Here is a 17,811-nt window from a genome sequence, read left to right as displayed (position 1 = left end):
CGATTTTTTTTTGTTAACCTAACAAACGTTTGCAAAACGGGCGCCGGGGCCGCCCGCGCCTGACGCGCGGCCCCGCCCCGCAGCGAGATCGAATGGAGGGGCGAGGTGCCTGCGGTCGCGAAAAAATACAAGGTCGTCGTCATGGGCGTCGGCAACATCCTCTGGGCCGACGAAGGCTTCGGCGTGCGGGCGGTCGACGCCTTTCACCGCCGCTGGAAGGTTCCGGCCGGCGTCGAGGTGATCGACGGGGGCGTGCTCGGCTACTTCCTCGCCGAGTACATCGAAAACGCCGAACGGCTGCTGGTCTTCGACTGCTGCGACTTCCACGGCCGCCCGGGCGAGGTGACGCGCTTTGCCGATGAGGACATCCGGCCGTGGCTTGCGACGAAGGTGTCCGTGCACCAGGCGGGGCTCAACGACCTCTTTGCCACGGCGATGCTGCTCGGGCGCTATCCGGAGCACGTCACGGTGCTCGGCTGCCAGCCCGAAAACATCGAAGACTACGGCGGCTCGCTCACCCCCGCGACCCAGGCCGCGATCCCGAAGGTGCTCGAGGCGGCCCGGCGCGAGCTGTCGCTCTGGGGGTTCGAGCTCGAGCCGCGCGGCGCCGGCGAGAAGGTCGCCCCGCTTGCGGAATCCTGCCTCGAGCAGGACGTCTACGAGCAGGGGCGCCCGGCCGAAGACGAGGCCTGCCGGTTCGCAGACCCGCGCTTCTGCACGCCGCAGGAACCGCGCCGCGGCAGCCGCTGAGCGCGGCCGATCGAAGGAGGCTTTCAAGCACATGTGCATCGCCATTCCCATGCAGGTGGTCTCAAGCGACGGCCTGAGCGCCTGCTGCCGCAACGGCCCGGAGGAAGTCCGGGTGAACACGGAGCTCACGGGCCGGGCGCAGCCCGGCGACTGGCTCCTCGTCTTCCAGGGCAGCGCCGTGCGCCCGATGGAGCAGAGCGAGGCGCTGCAGATGCGCGCGGCCCTCGGGGCCCTCTCCTCGGTCATGGAAGGCACCGCGACCCGCGAGGACATCGACGCGGCCTTTGCCGACATCACGGCCCACACCGGGGAGCTGCCGGACTTTCTCAAGCCCCGCTCCCGCGGCTCGTGAGCCGCGCCCTTTCCCTTCGACTTTCATCCAACACCGGAACAGAAGAAACAGAAAAAAGATGCCAGTCAAGCTTAACGAACCCACGCGCGAAATCACCCAGGTCGACGTCGACCGCCATCCGGCCTTCCAGAGGCTCTGGGGCGAGGAGGGCTTCACCCGCGTCACCGAGGAGAACCTCGGCGCGTTCGCGTCCCAGAAGGGGCTCGTGCTCGCCGTGTTCGCCGACAACCCCACCACCTTCAAGGAAAGCATCGACATCGCGGTGATCGCGCCCGAGATCGGCCGCGCGTTCGGCGCCTATCTCTCCGGGCGCGGATTCACCGACCCGAGGGTGGGCCGCGCGATCGCCTCGCGCTACGGACTGACGCGGCTGCCGGCCGTCGGCTTTTTCCGCGACGGCGAGTTCCTTGGGGCGCTGCAGGGCCTCAAGGGCTGGTCGGAGTACATCCAGGGGCTCACCGAGATCGGCGCCCGGCAGCAGCCCGCAAGGCACACGATTTCCATCCAATCCAACTGAACGCGCTCCGGTCCCCCGGGCCGCAGCCCTGAGGGCCGAAGCGCACAAACCATCCCAGGACACCATTTCCATGGACAATGTGATTTCCGCCAGCAGCATCCTTGAGGCAGGCAGACAGGCCCGCAGTTTCGCGCGCGACGAGAAAAAGGTCGCCGTGGCCCGCGAAGCCCTCGAGTGGCTCAAGTCGACCCGGGCGCTACTCGAGAAGACGCAGCGCGAGGGCGGCGGGCTGCATGAGGTCACCGACCTGAACGGCCGCAGCGACGAGTTCAAGAAATTTCTGTTTGACACGCTGGAGAGCGGTGAAATCCGCATCACGATGGACGGCGGCCGCATCCGCATGGAGGAGACGGGGGTGCCCACGCTCTGGCGCATGCTCGTGGGCCAGCAGGACATGATCGTGACCGCCTACATCCCGGAGGTCGTGCTGCGCTTCAGCCGCACCGAGGGGGCGGATACGATCGTCGAGCCCGAAAAGAAGCCCGACGGGCTCTTCGCGACGCCCGCGATCTTCTCGGAGCTGCGCTCGCAGCTGCGGCACTGCGACATGACCCGCTTCGACCCGCACGCGGTCCCGCATGCCGTCGAGCTCTCGCGCGAGCCGCTCTCGCCCGCCGACAAGGCCTACATCAACGAGATCCTGGGCGAAGGCTCGATCCACGTCCAGATGCAGGGCTTTGCAAAGAGCACGATCACGCAGACCCGGGTGCGCGGGCTCTGGCGGAGCAAGATCCTCAACAACGCGGGCCGCGAGCTGCTCGACCAGGTCGTGGTCTCGCCCCTGCCGCCCGAGATCCCGAGCACGCCCGACGACCTTGCGGAGGCCGTGAAGAAGCTCTCCGACATGATCGAATGGGTGGAGATCGACATTTCCCGCGGCGCGATCGGCTGACGCCCCGGCAAACGCGGAAGGGAGAGCAGGAAATGACTGAAAAGAAGGCGGGCCTCACCACGAACGACCCTCTCTTCTACCTCGAGCGCCTCGAGCAGCAGAGGATCGGCCCGCGCACGCGCATGCAGTGCAAGGTCTGCGGGTTCGTCTACGATCCGGACGAGGGGTGCCTCGAGTGGCAGGTGCCGCCCGGAACCCCCTTCCTTGAGATCCCGGAGAACTACGACTGCCCGGCCTGCGGCTGCCCGCACTCCTCCTTCATCATCCTCGACCGAGAAAGAGGGCACGAAAATGACTGACCCGGCTGCATCCGCCGCGCGTCCCCGGGTGCGCGTGCGCGTTTTCCGCGAAAGCCCCGAGAAGTTCTTCCTCGCGGGCTTTCGGAAAATAGCGAACACCCGCATGAAAGGGGTTCCGATCTGCAACCCGAAGCTGCACGTCTCCACCCTGCCCTTCAGGCTCGTGGACGGGCAGTGGATCGGGGGCGTTGTGACGCCCTGGTCGCTGCTCGTGATCCGCGCCTGCGCGACTCCGGCCGGCTGGGAGCGGATCGCGGAGACCAAGGTGGGCTCGATCGAACTGCCGGGCGGGGATTTCAGCTTCATGTGCGTGCGCGACCTCGAGATGGGCGAGTATCAGAGCTGCTCGCTGCTCTCGCCCACCTGGGAGGTGGGCGACCAGGAGACGGCCGAGGCCGTGGTCCGGATCTCGCTTGAGACGATGCTCACCGCGCCTGACGGGCAGGATGAGGCGGCCCCCGGGACGCCCCGGGCGGACGGCGCCCAGGCCGCGGCCCCGTCCCGGCTCTCCCGCCGGGACTTCTTCACCCGGCCCGCAAGAGGCGAAGCCCCGGCCGGCCGGCCCTCTGATTCTGACTCCGGAGACACCCCATGAGCGCGTTTCCAGACATCGGCACCGTCGAAGTGATCATTCATCCTGCGGCCGGAGCGCCCGGGAAAGTGACCGTGAGGAGCACCCGCCGCCTTCCCGTGGCGAACCTTTTCGTGGGGCGCCCCGCCGACGCCTCCATTCCGAAGCTGATCTCCATGCTTTTCGCGCTCTGCCCCGCGGCTCAGAGCTGCGCCTGGGAGGCGGCCGCGGCGCTCGCCGAAACCGGGCGGCTGCCCGAGCAGAAGCTCGCGCAGTGGGGCTCCATCGTGCAGCTCGAGGCGATGAGCGAGCACCTGAGGTGCCTGCTGGTCGAGCTGCCGCGCGCGCTCGGAATCGACGAGCAGCTCGACCTGCGCCCCCTCGGGTTCCTGCGCATGAAGATCACGGGCGTGCGCGGCGTGGACGCCGCAGGCCGCGAGAACCTTCTCCGCGTGATCCGCGGCGTCGCGGCGAACCTCCTCTTCGGGTCCGAAGAGATGATCCCGAAGCTTTCCGAGTGGCGCGGCCAGCATGAAATCGAGGACTGGATCACGCGCCTGCCGGCGACGCTGCGCTCGGCGCTCACCTACCTCTCCACGCTGCCGCGCACGCTGGGCGCAACGGGCGTCCGCGACCTCGATCCGGAATCCCCCACCGTGCGCAAGGAGCTCGCCTCGGGGCTGCGCGACAGCGCGTTCTGCTTTGAGCCGCGGCTTTTCAGCGGCCCGGCGCAGACCTCGGCCCTCACCCGCCGGGCCACCTGCCCCGCGCTCATGCCCGAGCTGCTGCGGCGCAGCCCCGGGTGCTTCGACTACTACTACGCGCGCGTGCTCGAGCTCGGCTCCTGGTGCGGCGGATTCGAGCCGCCCGAGAAGCTCGTCTCGGGCTTCAGCCCGGAGCCGGGGGTGGGCATCAGCTTCGTGCAGACCGCCCGCGGCACCCTCACCCACCGCGTGAGGATCGCCGGGGGCGTCGTGCGCGAGGCCTCCATTGTCGCGCCCACCGAATGGAACTTCGTGCCGGGAGGCGCGGCCGAGCAGGCGCTCAACGCCCTTTCGGTCTCCGACTGGAAGAGCTGGCAGACCCGGGCCGAGATCGTGCTGCGGCAGTTCGACGCCTGCATTCCCTACAAGATCGTCACGGAGAGCAGCCATGCATGAGGTCTCGATAGCCGAAGGGATCATGGAGATTGTTTCCAACGCCGCCGCGAAGGCGGGGGCGAAGTCGGTGAGCGAGGTGCGGGTCGCGGTGGGAGAGCTCTCCGCGGTCGAAACCGAAGCGCTGTCCTTCGCCTTCGAGTCCGTGAAGAAGGGAACCGTCGCCGACCGGGCCCGGCTCGTGATCGAGCGGCCCGAGGGGCGGGCCTGGTGCCTCGACTGCAGGCGCGAGGTGCCGCTGCACCGCTTCGGCGACGCCTGCCCGCTCTGCGGCGGCTACCACCTCGCGCCCACCCAGGGCCGCGACATGAAGGTGATCGACCTCAAGGCCGACTCCGGCCCGGACGACGCCCCGGACGAACAACGCAACTTTTAAAGATGATTGAAGGAGACTGCTGATATGTGCACTACCTGCGGCTGCGGCGGAAACCACAGCCATATCCACGCCCACACCGACGAAAACAACAACGTCACGATCCACGCGGGCGAGGACGGCCACGATCACGATCATGGCCACGATCACGACCATCACCACCACGACGAGGGCGCGAGGACGATCAGCGTCGAGGAGGACATCCTCGCGCGCAACAACGCCGATGCGGCCAAAAACCGCGCCTATTTCGCGAGCCGCGGCATCCTCGCCCTCAACTTCGTCTCGAGCCCCGGCTCGGGAAAGACCGAGCTGCTCGCGGCCACCATCCGCCGCGCGGATCCGAAGAAGCTCCCGATAACCGTGATCGAGGGCGACCAGGAGACGAACAACGACGCGAACCGCATCCGCTCGGCCGGCGCCCGCACCGTGCAGATCAACACCGGCAAGGGCTGCCACCTCGACGCCGCGATGGTCGCCCACGCGCTCGAGCACCTCAATCCGGAACCGGGCAGCGCCTGCCTCATTGAAAACGTCGGCAATCTGGTCTGCCCGGCCGAGTTCGACCTCGGGGAGGCGCACAAGGTGGTCGTGATTTCCGTGACCGAGGGCGCGGACAAGCCCCTCAAGTATCCGGACATGTTCCGCGCGGCCGACCTCATGCTGATCAACAAGATCGACCTGCTGCCCTATGTCGACTTCGACATCGACAAGTGCGAGGAGTACGCGCGCCGCGTGAACCCGAAGATCCGCTCGATGCGGGTCTCCGCCACGAAGGGCGACGGGCTCGAGCGCTGGATCAAGTGGCTTGAGGCCGAGCTCACGCTCGCCTCCCTTTAAAGCAGAAAAGCGCGCGGAAGGACCGCATTTCTGATGCAGGCAGAGCACAGGATTCGCAGGCTGCTTCGGGTCACGGGACTCGTGCAGGGCGTGGGCTTCCGGCCCACGGTCTACCGCCTCGCGCTCGAGCGCGGGCTCTCGGGCTTCGTCTACAACGACGCGGCCGGGGTCGGCATCGAGCTTGAAGGCGCGCCCGAGGCGGTCGGGGGCTTTGCCGAGGCGCTGCGGAAGGACTGCCCGCCGCTGGCGAGGATCGACTCGATCACGCAAAGCGCGCTCCCGCCCAAGGGCGAGGCGGGCTTTCGGATCGTCGAGAGCCGGGGCGGGGCCGTCACCACCGCGATCACGCCGGATGCCGCGACCTGCCTCGAGTGCGCCCGCGACATGTTCACGCCCGGCAACCGCCGCTACCGCTACGCCTTCACGAACTGCACGCACTGCGGGCCGCGCTTCACCATCACGCGCGCCCTCCCCTACGACCGCCCGCAGACCTCGATGGCGTCCTTCCGCATGTGCCCGGCCTGCGAGGCCGAGTACCGCGATCCCCTGGACCGGCGCTTCCACGCGCAGCCCAACGCCTGCCCCGAGTGCGGGCCGCACCTTGAGCTCTGGAGCGCAGACGGAGAGCGGATCGCCTGCGGGGACGTGATCGAGCGCGCGCTTGCCCTGATCCGCGGGGGCTCGATCCTCGCCGTGAAGGGGCTCGGGGGCTTTCACCTCGTCTGCGACGCGGAAAACGCCGCCGCGGTCGCAAGGCTTCGCGAGCGCAAGAAGCGCAGCGAGAAGCCGCTTGCGGTCATGGCGGGCAGCGTCGCCTCGGCGCGCTGCCTGGTCGAGCTCTCGGAGCTTGAGGAGAAGACGCTGCGCTCGCGCGCCCGGCCCATCGTGCTCGCAAGGAAGAAGCCGGGGTGCGACGAGAGGCTGCCCGGGATCGCGCCGGGACTCTCAGAGCTTGGCGTCATGCTGCCCTACACGCCCCTGCACCTGCTTTTCTTCCACGAGGCGGCGGGCCGCCCCGAGGGCGTCGAGTGGCTGGAGCGCTCGATCCCTCTCGTGCTCGTCATGACAAGCGCGAACCCCGGGGGCGAGCCCCTCGTGATCGGCAACCGCGAGGCGCTCAGGCGCCTGTCCTCGATCGCGGACTATCTGCTTGTCCACAACCGCGACATCCTGATCCGCTGCGACGATTCGGTGGTGCGGGTGGTGGCCGGGGCGCCGCGCATGGTGCGCCGCGCCCGCGGCTACACGCCGGAGGCCGTGCCGCTTGCCTTCGGGGGCAGGCCCGTGCTCGCCACGGGCCCCTGGCTCAAGTCGACGGCCTGCCTCACGCGGGGCGGCGAGGCTTTTCTCTCGCAGCACATCGGAGACCTCTCGAACGCCTCCTCCTGCCGGGCCCTCGAGCTCGCGGTCGAACACCTCGAGCGGCTGCTCGAAATCAAGCCCGAGACCGTCGCCCACGACCTGCACCCCGACTTCTTCTCCACGCAGCTCGCCCTGAGGCTCGAGCGCGAGCGGGGGATCGCGCGCTACGCGGTGCAGCACCACCGGGCTCACATCGCGGCGGTGATGGCCGAGCACCGGATCGGCTCGAACGCGCTCGGGCTCGCGCTGGACGGCGTGGGGCTGGGCACCGACGGCTCGGCCTGGGGCGGAGAGCTGCTGGTCGTCTCCCCCGCCGGGTTCGAGCGGCGCGCGCACCTTCTGCCCCTGCCGCTGCCGGGCGGAGACCGCGCGGCCCGCGAGCCCTGGCGCATGGCCGCCTCGGTGCTCTGGGCGCTGGGCCGCTCGGACGAAATCGCGCAGAGGTTTCCGTCCATGCCGGGCTCGGGCGCCATGGCGCGGCTGATCGAAAACCCGCGCCTTACCGGACGCACGACCTCCATGGGCCGGCTCTTTGACGCCGCCTCGGCGCTTCTCGGGCTCTGTCTCGAGCAGAGGGACGAGGCCACCGCGGCGATGCGGCTCGAGTCGGCCGCCGCGGGCGCCGCCCCGCAAGCGGCGGGGAAGGCCTGGGAGATCGCGCCCGACGGGACGCTGTCGCTGCTGCCGCTCTTTGAGCGGCTCCTCGAAGTCCCGCACGATCCCGAGGCCCTCGCACAGGCCTCGGCGGACTTCCACGAAGGGCTCGCGCAGGCGCTCGCCCACTGGCTCCTCGAGACGGGGGCATCGAACCTTCCCGTCTGCTTCGGGGGCGGCTGCTTTCTCAACCGCAGGCTCACGGTGCGGCTTATCGAGCTGCTCGAAGCCCGGGGGATCCGGCCGCTGTTGCCCTCGCGGGTGCCGCCGGGCGACGGCGGGGTCGCGCTCGGGCAGGCCTGGTGCGCCCTCATGGCGCAGAGGGAGGGCGTCCCCGGCCCGGGCGACGTCCTTCAAACTGGCGCTTCATTTGTACAGAACCAAAGTCGTTAGAACAATACCGAAAAGAGGATTTCAGCTATGTGTCTTGCAGTTCCAGGAAAAATCGTGAGCGTGAGTTCTCCCGAGGAGGCCGTCGCGGACCTGGGCGGCATCAGGAAAGCCGTGAACGTGAGCCTCATCGACGACCCGAAGCCCGGAGACTGGGTGATCATCCACGTGGGCTTCGCCCTGCAGAGGATTGACGAAGAGCAGGCCCAGGAGACGCTGCGCGCGCTCGAAGCGGCGGCGCGCTCGGGCGAAGCCCTCCAGGGAGCGGGAGCGGCGGCATGAAGTACGTCACCGAATACCGCAATTCCCGGCAGGCCCGGGCGATCGCCTCCGAGCTCGAGCACGCCGCGCAGCCCGGCCGGCAGTACCGCTTCATGGAATTCTGCGGCGGCCACACCCACGTGCTCGCCCGCTGGGGGCTCACGGACCTGCTGCCGGGCAACGTGCGCATGATCCACGGCCCGGGCTGCCCGGTGTGCGTGCTGCCGATCGGCCGCATCGACATGGCGATGGAGGCCGCCCTGCAGCACAAGGCGATACTGTGCACCTACGCGGACACGCTGCGCGTGCCCGCCTCGGGCGGGAAGTCGCTTTTCATGGCGAAGGCCGAAGGCGCGGACATCCGCATGGTCTACTCGCCCATGGACGCGCTCGCCGTCGCGCGCGATAACCCGCAGCGCGAAGTCGTCTTCTTCGCGATCGGCTTTGAGACCACGACGCCGCCCACGGCGGTGTGCCTGCTGCAGGCGAAGAAAGAAGGCATCAAAAACTTTTCCGTGATCTGCTCGCACGTGCTCACGCCCGCCGCGATGGAGCACATCCTCGTCACCGCGCCCAGGCGCGAGGCCGCTCCGGTCCTCGACGGCCTGGTCGGCCCCGCGCACGTCTCGGTCGTGATCGGCTCGGAGCCCTACCGGGTGTTCGCCGACAAGTGGAAGATGCCCGTCGTGATCTGCGGGTTCGAGCCGCTTGACATGCTGATGACGATCCTCATGCTCGTGCGGCAGGTGAACGAGGGCCGCCACGAGGTGGAAAACGAATTCACCCGGGCCGTGACCCCGGAGGGCAACCTGATCGCAAAGAAGCTGATGGAGCGGGTCTTCCGCGTGCGCGACAGCTTCGAGTGGCGGGGCCTCGGCTCGGTGCCGCATTCCGCCCTCAGGCTCTCGCCCGAATTCGAAGAGTTCGACGCCGAACGGCGCTTCGGGCTCGTCGAGCGCCAGGTTCCCGACAGCAAGGCCTGCCAGTGCGGCGCGATCCTGCGCGGGGAAAAGGAACCCTTCGAGTGCAAGGCCTTCGGGCGCGCCTGCACCCCCGCCCACCCGATCGGGGCCTGCATGGTCTCAAGCGAAGGCGCCTGCGCGGCCTTCTACAGCTACGGGCGGTTGCGCCGCGGCTCAGAAAAGAGCCCCGCGGCCTGAAAGGACAGGCGAGCTTCGGCTCCCCAAAAAAGATTTTTAAGGACAAAGCAAGTCATGGCAGAAGAGAAAAGGCGCTATTTCGCCACGCCCATTGACGTGAAGAAGGGCATCATCGACCTCACCCACGGCGCCGGAGGCCGCGCGACCGCTCAGCTGATCAGCCAGGTTTTCGCGCGCGCCTTCAGCAACGAGATCCTCGAGGAGGGGCACGACGGGGCTTTCCTGCCCGAGATCCACGGCACGCCCGTCGTGTCCTGCGACGCGCACGTGATCCGGCCGCTTTTCTTCCCCGGCGGCGACATCGGATCGCTGGCCGTGGCGGGAACCGTGAACGACGTGGCCATGTGCGGGGCGAAGCCCCTTTACATCGCCGCCTGCTTCGTCATCGAGGAAGGCTTCCCGATCGCAGACCTCGACCGGATCGTCCAGTCCATGGGCCGCACGGCCCGCGAGGCCGGCGTGAAGATCGTGACCGGGGACACCAAGGTCGTTGAAAAAGGCCACGGCGACGGGCTCTACATCACGACCACCGGGATCGGCGAGGTGCTGCCGGGGATCCGGGTCTCGGGGCGGCTCGCGCGGCCCGGCGACCGGGTGATCATCTCGGGCTCGATGGGCGACCACGGCATGGCGATCATGTCCGAGCGCGAGGGGCTGTCCTTCGGCTCGGGGATCCAGAGCGACTCGGCGCCCCTCAACGCCCTGGTCGAAGAGATCTGCCGCGCCGCCCCGCATGTGCACGTGCTGCGCGACCCGACCCGCGGAGGGCTTGCCACGACGCTCAACGAAATCGCCTCCCAGAGCAGCGTGGGCATCATGCTCGACGAGGCCTCGATCCCCGTGCACGAGGACGTGGCCCAGGCCTGCGAGTTCCTGGGGCTCGATCCCCTCTATGTCGCCAACGAGGGCAAGCTGATCGCGATCGTCCCCGAAGAGGAGGCCGAGTCGTGCCTGAAGGCCATGCGCGCCGCCCCGCACGGCGAAGAGTCTGCTATCGTCGGCACTGTGACGGCCGAAGACCCGGGCTACGTGCAGATGACGACCCTGATGGGGGGCGTGCGCATGGTCGACTGGCTCAACGCCGACCAGCTGCCCCGGATCTGCTGACAAGAAAAGCGGCCCCGGAGGCTCATCGAAGGCTTTTTCATGGCAAGCACCAGCGACATTCTGAAAGTACCGCCCGAGGACAAGCGCCTGCTGCGGCGCCGGGCCATCGCCCGGGGCATCGACTCCCTCACCGTGTTCCTGCTCGGCTTTCCGAGCGGCTTCTTCGTCTACCTCTCCTTCCTGCAGCTCGAGGAGTCGACCGGGCAGGAAGTGACGAAGACCGGCCCCATGGTGCTCTACCTCGTCTGCACGTTCGCGACGATCGCCGCCGTGCACTGCGCCTGGGAGTGCCTGTGGCTCACCTGGTTCGGGGCGACGCCCGGAAAGCTCGCCACGGGGCTGCGGGTCGTGGACGCGGAAACGGGCCGCCGGCCGGGCTTCATGCAGGCGCTGCGCCGCTCGACCGACCTCCTTTACTTCGGCCTTTACTGGTACTTCTGCTATCCTCTGCTGCTGCCCTTCGCCTATCTGTGGTCCAAGAAGCGTCCGGCCCAGCCCTGGGACGCAAGAAACCACACCAAAGTGATCTCCGTGCGCGCCGAAGACCGCTGAAGGGCCGCCTCTTCAGGACGCGGCCGTCCGCGCCCCTTCGCGTTTGTTTTGATGCCCGCCGGCCTTCCGGCCTGCGGGAGAAACGGGAAAACCGCCATGAATGACAATACCAGCAGGAAGGATGAGGACAAGGTGCCGGTCCTCGCGGCGCTCGAAGCCCTTACGGCAAAAGGCCCCGTGAACCTGAGGGACCCGGAGAGCCTCGCCGCCCTTTTCCGCGCCTCGGGCCTGGCCTCGCGCAGGTCCGCGGCAGCGATCAGCGCGCACTACGAAAAGTGCGCCTCAGCAGGGGTGCCCGCCGAGCAGGCCCCCGAGCCCGGCCCCGAGATCCAGGCCCTGATGGACTCCGAGATGCGCGGGCTCATGCTGCTCTCGGCGCTGCTGTCCGGAAAGCTCAACGGGGCCGCGCTCCCCGGCTGGGCCGGAGCGCCGGCCGCGCAGTGGCTCGCCTCCGCGATTCCCGGCAACCTGTACGAGAAAAGCCCGTCCTTTGCCGAAGGAACGCCCGAGGCGGCGATCGAGAACTTCGTGCTGATCTTCAGCCACGTGAGCGGCAAATTCTCCTCCTGGGAACAGCTGCTCCGGCGCTTTGGCGAGCGGGCTGACGAGGCTGACTTCGAGGGGATGGTCTCGGTTTTCGCAAAGCTTGCCGCCGGAGCGTCGAAATCGGTGGAGCTGCCGGAGGCGTTCTCGCACATGGATTTCTCGGACGACGCCGGCCCCGCCGGGAAAAAGCCCTGAAGAAGAAAAAACGGCCTGAAAGAGGGGCCCTTTTCAGCCCCTTCTGCCTTCGGACCAGTTTCTCGCGAGCGTCCTCAGGCGCCCGAAGGCGTAGCCCATGTTGTACATGACCTCGTGGGTCGTGGAAAGCGCGGCCGAGACGTCCACCGGCGGGATGCGGCCCGCGAGGTATTCCTTCAGGCACTCGGCGAACACCTCCTGGGGAGTCTTTCCCTTCGTCTTGGCAAGAAGCCTGATCGCCTGCTGGCTCGCGGCGGGAAGCCTTGAGAGCAGAAAGGCGAGCTGGGCGGCGTTAAAGGGCAGCGGCACGGCGCAATTCTCCGAGTGAACAAAAAAGCCTGAAAGCCCGCGGCGGGCGGGGGCCCTGAAGGCCGGGGCGCTGCGGGCCCTGTCATTTTAGCCGAGAAAAATCCCGGGGCGGCGGCCCGAGCTATAGAATGGGGCGGCTCAAGAGCTCTTTTCCCCACACGTGCGCTTCGGAGGCCTTATCTTGCCCGGCAGTCTCAAATTCATCGTCGTCGACGACCACTCGCTCATCACCGAGGCGCTCTCCGCGCTCATCCGGGCCGACTCCCCTTCGGCCGAGGTCTACGCGGCGAACGACGTCGTCTCGGCGCGGCGGCTGCTCGCCGAGCACGGCGAGGAGGCCGACCTGCTGATCCTGGACCTGTCGATGCCGGGAGTAGTGGGCACGAGCCTGCTCGAAGAGTTTGTGAAAGCCCACCCCTCGCTCAAGATTCTGGTGCTCTCGGGGCTGCTCGACCGGAGGACCGTGCTCGGGGTCCTGCAGAAGGGGGCGGCCGGGTTCGTTCCCAAGACGCTCGACGCGGGGCTGCTCACCACCGCGATCCACTTCGTGCTCAAGGGCGGCGTGTACCTGCCCTCGCGGATCATCGAGGAGAGCCAGCGCGCGCTTTTCTTCGACGAGGCCTCCCGGGCCATGCGCGAGCCCGCCGCGGCCCCCCAGGCCCTCACGCCCCGGCAGATGGACGTGCTGCGCGAGCTTGCGAAGGGCAGCCCCATCAAGAAGATCTGCCAGACGCTCGGGCTTTCTGAAGGGACGGTCAAAACGCACGTCTCCGCCATCTACCGGGCGCTTGGCGCCCGAAACCGCACCGAGGCGCTCATCGCCGCGCACCGCGCGGGCTACGACGTAAGGCTTTAGGCGGCCAGGCGGCAGATTCCGGCGCTTTTCCGACCAAGGCCGCTTCCGGGGCCTGGCTCCAGAGGGGATCCGTCCTCCGGAAGGAAACGATGGCGATTTATTCCTTTTCCGGGGCCTCGAGAAATCATCCCGCCCCTGCCCTGACCGCCCTGCTGCGGCCGCCGCTTTCCCGGCCGCACCGGAGTCCGGATTTCTGAACGGTCCCCTGAAGCGGCTTACGACGGGTAGCGGGAAAAATCGGGCAGAGGCGCCTGGGAGCGGGGGCCGCTGCCCGCGCTCCCCGACTCGCAGGCCCTGCGCAGGGCGGAATTAAGCTCCGCCTCGCCCGCAGGCTTCTGCAGGATTTCCGGCATCTCCGCGAGCCCCCTCGTCGGCAGCCTCTCGCGCCAGGCCTCCTCGATCACCCCGTCGGGCACCGCGGTGAGCACCACGGCGGGAAGCGGGGTGCGCAGTTCGTGGGCCAGGGTGAGGCAGCTGTCGATGCCGTTGGGCACGCCCTCGCCCAGATCGTAGTCGGTGAGCAGCACCTCAGGCTTAAAGGCCTTCATGCGCTCGACAAGCTGCGGGCTGAAAAAGGGCTCGGCCACCACCTCCGCGCCCCAGCTGCGAAGCAGCTCGCTTACCGAGCGGCGCACCGCCGAGTTGTCCTCCAGAAAAAGAACTCGCCGCGGCAGAGGCTGCACGGGCTCCGGGCCGGCCGCCCGGCCCGCCGGGGCTACCCCCGCGGGCTCCGTGCGCTCGGCCGCGCCGAACTCCATGCGGAAGACAGTCCCGCGGCCAAGAAGCGACCCCACGCTGAGGCCGATGCCGAGCCTCCTGCAGATCGCGCTCACGATGGCAAGCCCGAGTCCATAGCCCCCCGGCCCGCTTCTTCCGGCGCTGCCGCGGTAAAAGGAATGGAACACCTTCTCGCGCTCCTCGCGGGGAATGCCCGGGCCGTTGTCGTAGACGCAGATGCGCACCCGGCCCGCGGGGCAGCGCCTTGCGGCCACGATCACTTCGCCGCCTTCCGGGCGCGCGCTGCTGCAGTACTTGATCGCATTGGAGACCAGGTTGCGAAGCGCGCGGGAAACCAGCAGCCGGTCGGTGTCGATCCGCAGCTCGAGGGGACGGATCGACAGGCCGACGCCTTTTTCAGCCGCGACCGGCGCGAACTCGCCCGCAAGGTCCCGAAGCAGCTCGGGCACGGACACCAGCTCCCGGTGCACGGTGAAGTCGTCGGCCGTCATGCGGCTGAGCTCGAGGATTTGCTCGACCAGGGTCGAGATCGAACCGGCGCACACCGAGAGCTGCTCGATCGCGGGAGCGGTGTCCGGGGTCTTCTTCATGCGCAGGATCTGCAGGTAGATGCCCATCGCCTGAAGGGGCTGGCGCAGGTCGTGGTTCGCGGCGCGGAAAAAGTCCGCGCGCCGGCGGCTTCCCTCCTCGGCTTCGCGCCGCGCGGCCTCCGCGGCGTTGCGCTCGCGCTCGAGCCGCTGCAGGAGCTTGCGGTTCTCGCTCTCGGCAAGGATCGAGGAGGTCATGAGCTCGTTCAGCTTCAGCCCCGAGTAGAGGATCACCGCGATCAGAGCGAGGAAAAAGACCGTTGCATAAAGCTGGTTGGTGAAGAAGTAGCTGCCGATCAGCGACAGTCCCGTGGTCCCGAGCGACAGCAGGGAGAAAACCGAAAGGCCGGGCAGCCACATGGCGTAGAAGGGCCAGGAGCCGAGCGCCACCACGACGACTGCGGTGACCGGGCTCACCAGCGAGACGACGCTCGAGTCAAAAAAGGGGAAAACGGAGCCCGCCGCCCCCCAGAGCAGCCCGGTGATGACGCTGTGGGCCATCTGCGCGCGAAGCCAGAAGCGGATCCGCGCGACCCGGGCCTTGTCGGCCATGAAGCGCCGGTAGAACTCGATCGAAGCCGCGATGGAAAGCGCGACGGCGCTTCCCCAGATCAGAAGAACGAGCCGCGGCGCGTGCTCCCAGAGCGAAAAAATGAGCAGCGCCGCGGAGGCTCCTTCAAGGATGAGGGGCACGGCGATCATGTTCATGGCGCGCTCGAGCTGCTGGGCGAGCACCCGGCTCGTACGGTGCGCGAGCGCCTCGCGGCCGCCTGAAATGCCGAACACCCTCCGCACCGAGCTGCGGAACGCGTTGAGCTTCGCCCCCATGTTCCGTCAGTCCTCGAAGTGCGGCGAGCTCAGTTCCGCGAGCCTTGTCTCAAGCTCTGCCCTGCCGCGGAAAATGACCGGAGTGGAGGAAGAGCTGAGCCTCGCGCTGCCGCTCGGGAGCGCCTGCAGCCGCCCCGGCACCCCGAAGGGCACCGCGCTGAGCTCCCGGACATGCCCGAAGGGCAGCCCCCGCACGCAGCCGATGCCTTTTCGGGCCAGCCTCCCGGCCAGTCCGTCAAGCGCATCCCCGAGGGTAAAGTCTCCGCGCGCGCCATTTTCGCCGCAGTCCGTGAACTGTCCGAGGACCACGGCACTCTGCAGGTCGAAGACTCCGGCCTGCTCGAGCTGCGTGAGCATGCGGTCGATCCGGTAGGGCGCCTCGCCCACGTCCTCAAGGAAAAGGAGGCCGCCGCGGATCATTTCGGGCTTGGGGAACCAGGGCGTGCCCAGCAGCGAGACGATCATGGCAAGGTTGCCGCCCCAGATCGTGCCCGCGGCCTCGAGCGAGGCGGGGTCGCCCGGCTGCACCCAGTCGAGCGACCAGTCCGAGGCGGTAAGTGCGCGCAGGAAGCTTCTCTGGGAGGAGCGGGTCGTATGCCCGGGAGCGAGCCCTCCGGCCATCGGGCCCTGCCAGGAGGACAGGCCCGTGCGGGCGAAAAGCGCCATGTTGAAGGCCGTGAAGTCGGAAAAGCCCATTGCGACGGGATTGCGCTCCGCGACCCGCTTCCAGTCGATTCCGGGCAGAATCCGCGTCATGCCGTAGCCTCCCCGGACCGGAAGCACCAGATCGGCGTCGGGGTCGGAAAGCGCGGTCATGAACTCCGCAAGCCGCTCCTCATCGGTGCCGCCGAACCGCTTCCAGTTCCGCCAGGGGCCGGGCGTGCGGACCACCTCGAAGCCGAGCTCCTCAAGCCCGCGGACCGAGCCCTCCAGCCGCTCGATGTCGGTTTCCGAGGGATCTTCGAGCACATAGGTGCGGCTCGGGACCACGAGTGAGACAAGGGGCTTCACGTTTTCCATTTCAAGGCCTTGCTTTTTCCGAGTTGGTGGTTGGGGCGTGGAAAGCCTACTGCGATCGGCGCCGTTTCGCAAAAAAGTCCCTGAGGAGCCCCGCGCACTCGCTCTCGAGCACCCCGCCCGCGACGGCAAGGCGCCGGGGGTACGGCGCGAGAGCGCGCACGTCGCAGGCGCCGCCGAAGGCTCCCGCCTTCGGATCGGGCGCCCCGTAGACCACGCGCCCGAGCCTCGCGTGCGCGATCGCCCCGGCGCACATGAGGCAGGGCTCGAGGGTCACGTAGAGCGTGCAGCCGCTGAGCCTGTAGTTCGAGCAGCGCGCGCCCGCGTCCCGGATCGCCTGCACTTCGGCGTGAGCCGTGGGGTCGTGGAGGGCTAGCGGCGCGTTGCGGCCGCGGCCGATCACTTCGCCCCCGCTCACAAGGACCGCGCCGACCGGCACTTCGCCCTCTCTTCCTGCGCGCTGCGCCTCGAGGAGGGCCTCGCGCATGAAGCGCTCGTCCTCGCCCGGCGCGGGCCCGGGAGAGCGGGGGGCGTTGGCGAGAGTGTTTTTCCTCTGCAGCTCGCGGCGGACCCTCTCGCGGCGGTCGCGTCTGAGGTTCTCCGCAAATTCCACTTCAAGGGCGAGGCGGCGCGCGCTCAGGCCGGGCGAGGCCGCGGCCCGGGCAAGCCCGTCGGGGCCGATCCAGCCCTCGGCGCGGGCGAGCGCAGCAAGCTCCGAGGGCGTGCCGCTCAAAAAGCTGCCGGCCGAAGAGAGAAAGGAGCGCGCGGCCTCCTCGGGGCCGGCCTGCGGATCAGACAAAAGATAAAGCGCATAGGCCGCGAGCACCGCGCGGCGGTCGGAGGCCTCGGCGGCGGGCAGCCGCGCGACCGGCCAGCCCCCGCGCACCGTGAGGTCGAGGAAACGGTCGAGATCGGCGCGGCCGATCCACTCGGGAGGGCTTTCCGTCATGGGCGGGGGCCTCCCGCGCGGTAGAGCGTCTTCACGTGCCGCGAGAAAAAGAGAAAGAAAGTGCCGGCGAGCGCGACGGCCGAGGGAATCCCGAAGTCAATGAGGCCGGGCTGGACGCCGTAGAGCGCAAAGGAGGGAATGGCCGCGGCGGGTCCCGCGGCCCAGAGCAGCAGCGCCGCGGCGCGCGGCACCCAGGTCCTGCGGCACCAGACTAGAAGCGCCACGGCCGCCGAGTACAGTGCAAAGGAGGCCGCCGCAGGGACGACGTAGCGGAAGAACAGCGCGGAGCCCCCCGGGATTTCCACGATCGGCCTCCAGAGCGTGGAGACGATCACGGTAAGAAGCACGAGGTTCTGGAAGGCCATGAGGACCACGAGCGCGAGAAAGCCGAGGAGCAGCCCCGTCATGCCCCCGCGCCAGGGCGCGAGGTCGCCGCGGCCCGCGTCGACGCGGGCCGCGCTCTGCCGCAGGCTCGCGACGAGAACAAAGAGAAGCCCGATCAGAATCGCGGCCCCGATCCAGCCCTGCCAGTTGAAGCCAGAGGAGCCCATG

General features: G+C 68.4%; 21 protein-coding genes. 16 read left to right on the top strand and 5 right to left on the bottom strand.

The window, feature by feature from the left end; translation table 11 throughout:
* Positions 1 to 105 precede the first annotated feature (105 nt).
* From MUN46_RS06330 to MUN46_RS06260, 15 genes are all read left to right on the top strand, one after another.
* A complete protein-coding gene (locus MUN46_RS06330; protein ID WP_243376219.1) occupies positions 106 to 750 on the top strand; it encodes a HyaD/HybD family hydrogenase maturation endopeptidase in 645 nt (214 codons plus the stop codon).
* Positions 751 to 781: 31 nt separating this feature from the next.
* Complete coding sequence (locus tag MUN46_RS06325) at positions 782 to 1,102, top strand: HypC/HybG/HupF family hydrogenase formation chaperone (protein ID WP_243376220.1); 321 nt, start codon at positions 782 to 784, stop codon at positions 1,100 to 1,102.
* Positions 1,103 to 1,160: 58 nt separating this feature from the next.
* Positions 1,161 to 1,619, top strand: a complete 459-nt coding sequence (locus MUN46_RS06320; RefSeq protein ID WP_243376221.1) for a thioredoxin domain-containing protein — start codon at positions 1,161 to 1,163, stop codon at positions 1,617 to 1,619.
* Positions 1,620 to 1,689: 70 nt separating this feature from the next.
* The gene (locus tag MUN46_RS06315; protein ID WP_243376222.1) at positions 1,690 to 2,511 is read left to right on the top strand and encodes a hydrogenase expression/formation protein; all 822 of its coding nucleotides are present in this window, start codon (positions 1,690 to 1,692) and stop codon (positions 2,509 to 2,511) included.
* Positions 2,512 to 2,543: 32 nt separating this feature from the next.
* A complete protein-coding gene (locus tag MUN46_RS06310; protein WP_243376223.1) occupies positions 2,544 to 2,810 on the top strand; it encodes a rubredoxin in 267 nt (88 codons plus the stop codon).
* Positions 2,803 to 3,405, top strand: coding sequence for a [NiFe]-hydrogenase assembly chaperone HybE (hybE, locus tag MUN46_RS06305; RefSeq protein ID WP_243376224.1), 603 nt, complete (start codon positions 2,803 to 2,805; stop codon positions 3,403 to 3,405). The genes MUN46_RS06310 and hybE overlap by 8 nt, the downstream gene beginning before the upstream one ends.
* Positions 3,402 to 4,541, top strand: a complete 1,140-nt coding sequence (locus MUN46_RS06300) for a nickel-dependent hydrogenase large subunit (protein ID WP_243376225.1) — start codon at positions 3,402 to 3,404, stop codon at positions 4,539 to 4,541. The genes hybE and MUN46_RS06300 overlap by 4 nt, the downstream gene beginning before the upstream one ends.
* Entirely contained in the window at positions 4,534 to 4,914 is a 381-nt protein-coding gene (gene hypA, locus MUN46_RS06295) for a hydrogenase maturation nickel metallochaperone HypA (protein ID WP_243376226.1), read from the top strand. The genes MUN46_RS06300 and hypA overlap by 8 nt, the downstream gene beginning before the upstream one ends.
* Before the next feature lie 24 nt (positions 4,915 to 4,938).
* Positions 4,939 to 5,748 carry a hydrogenase nickel incorporation protein HypB gene (gene hypB / locus MUN46_RS06290; RefSeq protein ID WP_243376227.1) on the top strand — a complete coding sequence of 270 codons (810 nt, stop codon included), beginning with the start codon at positions 4,939 to 4,941 and terminating at the stop codon, positions 5,746 to 5,748.
* Between the two features lie 33 nt (positions 5,749 to 5,781).
* Positions 5,782 to 8,157 carry a carbamoyltransferase HypF gene (gene hypF, locus MUN46_RS06285; RefSeq protein WP_243376228.1) on the top strand — a complete coding sequence of 792 codons (2,376 nt, stop codon included), beginning with the start codon at positions 5,782 to 5,784 and terminating at the stop codon, positions 8,155 to 8,157.
* A 27-nt stretch (positions 8,158 to 8,184) separates the two neighbouring features.
* Positions 8,185 to 8,436 (top strand): HypC/HybG/HupF family hydrogenase formation chaperone, encoded by a 252-nt coding sequence (locus MUN46_RS06280; RefSeq protein ID WP_243376229.1) that lies wholly within the window; start codon positions 8,185 to 8,187, stop codon positions 8,434 to 8,436.
* Positions 8,433 to 9,575: a hydrogenase formation protein HypD gene (gene hypD, locus MUN46_RS06275; protein WP_243376230.1), complete on the top strand. Its 1,143-nt coding sequence runs from the start codon at positions 8,433 to 8,435 to the stop codon at positions 9,573 to 9,575. The genes MUN46_RS06280 and hypD overlap by 4 nt, the downstream gene beginning before the upstream one ends.
* A 54-nt stretch (positions 9,576 to 9,629) precedes the next feature.
* On the top strand, positions 9,630 to 10,682 hold the full coding sequence (gene hypE / locus MUN46_RS06270; RefSeq protein ID WP_243376231.1) for a hydrogenase expression/formation protein HypE: 1,053 nt from the start codon (positions 9,630 to 9,632) through the stop codon (positions 10,680 to 10,682).
* 39 nt (positions 10,683 to 10,721) lie between these two features.
* Positions 10,722 to 11,234: an RDD family protein gene (locus MUN46_RS06265; RefSeq protein WP_243376232.1), complete on the top strand. Its 513-nt coding sequence runs from the start codon at positions 10,722 to 10,724 to the stop codon at positions 11,232 to 11,234.
* A gap of 96 nt (positions 11,235 to 11,330) precedes the next feature.
* Positions 11,331 to 11,975, top strand: a complete 645-nt coding sequence (locus MUN46_RS06260) for a hypothetical protein (RefSeq protein ID WP_243376233.1) — start codon at positions 11,331 to 11,333, stop codon at positions 11,973 to 11,975.
* 33 nt (positions 11,976 to 12,008) lie between these two features.
* Here the strand turns inward: MUN46_RS06260 and MUN46_RS06255 are convergent, their stop codons facing one another.
* Entirely contained in the window at positions 12,009 to 12,284 is a 276-nt protein-coding gene (locus tag MUN46_RS06255) for a hypothetical protein (RefSeq protein ID WP_243376234.1), read from the bottom strand.
* Between the two features lie 181 nt (positions 12,285 to 12,465).
* Here MUN46_RS06255 and MUN46_RS06250 point away from each other — a divergent pair, with 181 nt between their 5' ends.
* The gene (locus MUN46_RS06250; protein ID WP_243376235.1) at positions 12,466 to 13,140 is read left to right on the top strand and encodes a response regulator transcription factor; all 675 of its coding nucleotides are present in this window, start codon (positions 12,466 to 12,468) and stop codon (positions 13,138 to 13,140) included.
* A gap of 215 nt (positions 13,141 to 13,355) precedes the next feature.
* Here MUN46_RS06250 and MUN46_RS06245 read toward each other — a convergent pair whose 3' ends face one another.
* Genes MUN46_RS06245 through MUN46_RS06230 form a run of 4 tightly spaced genes read right to left on the bottom strand, consistent with a single transcriptional unit; the run spans position 13,356 to position 17,810 of the window.
* Positions 13,356 to 15,293, bottom strand: coding sequence for a hybrid sensor histidine kinase/response regulator (locus tag MUN46_RS06245; RefSeq protein ID WP_243376236.1), 1,938 nt, complete (start codon positions 15,291 to 15,293; stop codon positions 13,356 to 13,358).
* Between the two features lie 6 nt (positions 15,294 to 15,299).
* Positions 15,300 to 16,313, bottom strand: coding sequence for a S66 peptidase family protein (locus MUN46_RS06240; protein ID WP_243376237.1), 1,014 nt, complete (start codon positions 16,311 to 16,313; stop codon positions 15,300 to 15,302).
* A gap of 46 nt (positions 16,314 to 16,359) precedes the next feature.
* Positions 16,360 to 17,259, bottom strand: a complete 900-nt coding sequence (gene tadA / locus MUN46_RS06235) for a tRNA adenosine(34) deaminase TadA (RefSeq protein ID WP_243376238.1) — start codon at positions 17,257 to 17,259, stop codon at positions 16,360 to 16,362.
* Entirely contained in the window at positions 17,256 to 17,810 is a 555-nt protein-coding gene (locus MUN46_RS06230) for a hypothetical protein (RefSeq protein ID WP_243376239.1), read from the bottom strand. Before MUN46_RS06230 ends, tadA begins: the two co-directional genes overlap by 4 nt.
* Between the last annotated feature and the right edge of the window lies 1 nt (position 17,811).

It is taken from the genome of Mesosutterella faecium (genome assembly GCF_022809315.2).
Classification (GTDB): Bacteria; Pseudomonadota; Gammaproteobacteria; order Burkholderiales; family Burkholderiaceae_F; genus Mesosutterella; species Mesosutterella faecium.
The sequence above is the reverse complement of the archived record's forward strand: the minus strand, read 5'-3'. Positions and strand labels throughout refer to the sequence as shown.

Excerpts from the sequence above, each read along its gene's own strand:
- MUN46_RS06325 (WP_243376220.1), top strand. The coding sequence starts at position 782 with ATGTGCATCGCCATTCCCATGCAGGTGGTCTCAAGCGACGGCCTGAGC.
- MUN46_RS06320 (WP_243376221.1), top strand. The coding sequence starts at position 1,161 with ATGCCAGTCAAGCTTAACGAACCCACGCGCGAAATCACCCAGGTCGAC.
- MUN46_RS06315 (WP_243376222.1), top strand. The coding sequence starts at position 1,690 with ATGGACAATGTGATTTCCGCCAGCAGCATCCTTGAGGCAGGCAGACAG.
- MUN46_RS06310 (WP_243376223.1), top strand. The coding sequence starts at position 2,544 with ATGACTGAAAAGAAGGCGGGCCTCACCACGAACGACCCTCTCTTCTAC.
- hybE (WP_243376224.1), top strand. The coding sequence starts at position 2,803 with ATGACTGACCCGGCTGCATCCGCCGCGCGTCCCCGGGTGCGCGTGCGC.
- MUN46_RS06300 (WP_243376225.1), top strand. The coding sequence starts at position 3,402 with ATGAGCGCGTTTCCAGACATCGGCACCGTCGAAGTGATCATTCATCCT.
- hypA (WP_243376226.1), top strand. The coding sequence starts at position 4,534 with ATGCATGAGGTCTCGATAGCCGAAGGGATCATGGAGATTGTTTCCAAC.
- hypB (WP_243376227.1), top strand. The coding sequence starts at position 4,939 with ATGTGCACTACCTGCGGCTGCGGCGGAAACCACAGCCATATCCACGCC.
- hypF (WP_243376228.1), top strand. The coding sequence starts at position 5,782 with ATGCAGGCAGAGCACAGGATTCGCAGGCTGCTTCGGGTCACGGGACTC.
- MUN46_RS06280 (WP_243376229.1), top strand. The coding sequence starts at position 8,185 with ATGTGTCTTGCAGTTCCAGGAAAAATCGTGAGCGTGAGTTCTCCCGAG.
- hypD (WP_243376230.1), top strand. The coding sequence starts at position 8,433 with ATGAAGTACGTCACCGAATACCGCAATTCCCGGCAGGCCCGGGCGATC.
- hypE (WP_243376231.1), top strand. The coding sequence starts at position 9,630 with ATGGCAGAAGAGAAAAGGCGCTATTTCGCCACGCCCATTGACGTGAAG.
- MUN46_RS06265 (WP_243376232.1), top strand. The coding sequence starts at position 10,722 with ATGGCAAGCACCAGCGACATTCTGAAAGTACCGCCCGAGGACAAGCGC.
- MUN46_RS06260 (WP_243376233.1), top strand. The coding sequence starts at position 11,331 with ATGAATGACAATACCAGCAGGAAGGATGAGGACAAGGTGCCGGTCCTC.
- MUN46_RS06245 (WP_243376236.1), bottom strand. The coding sequence starts at position 15,293 with ATGGGGGCGAAGCTCAACGCGTTCCGCAGCTCGGTGCGGAGGGTGTTC.
- MUN46_RS06240 (WP_243376237.1), bottom strand. The coding sequence starts at position 16,313 with ATGGAAAACGTGAAGCCCCTTGTCTCACTCGTGGTCCCGAGCCGCACC.
- tadA (WP_243376238.1), bottom strand. The coding sequence starts at position 17,259 with ATGACGGAAAGCCCTCCCGAGTGGATCGGCCGCGCCGATCTCGACCGT.
- MUN46_RS06230 (WP_243376239.1), bottom strand. The coding sequence starts at position 17,810 with ATGGGCTCCTCTGGCTTCAACTGGCAGGGCTGGATCGGGGCCGCGATT.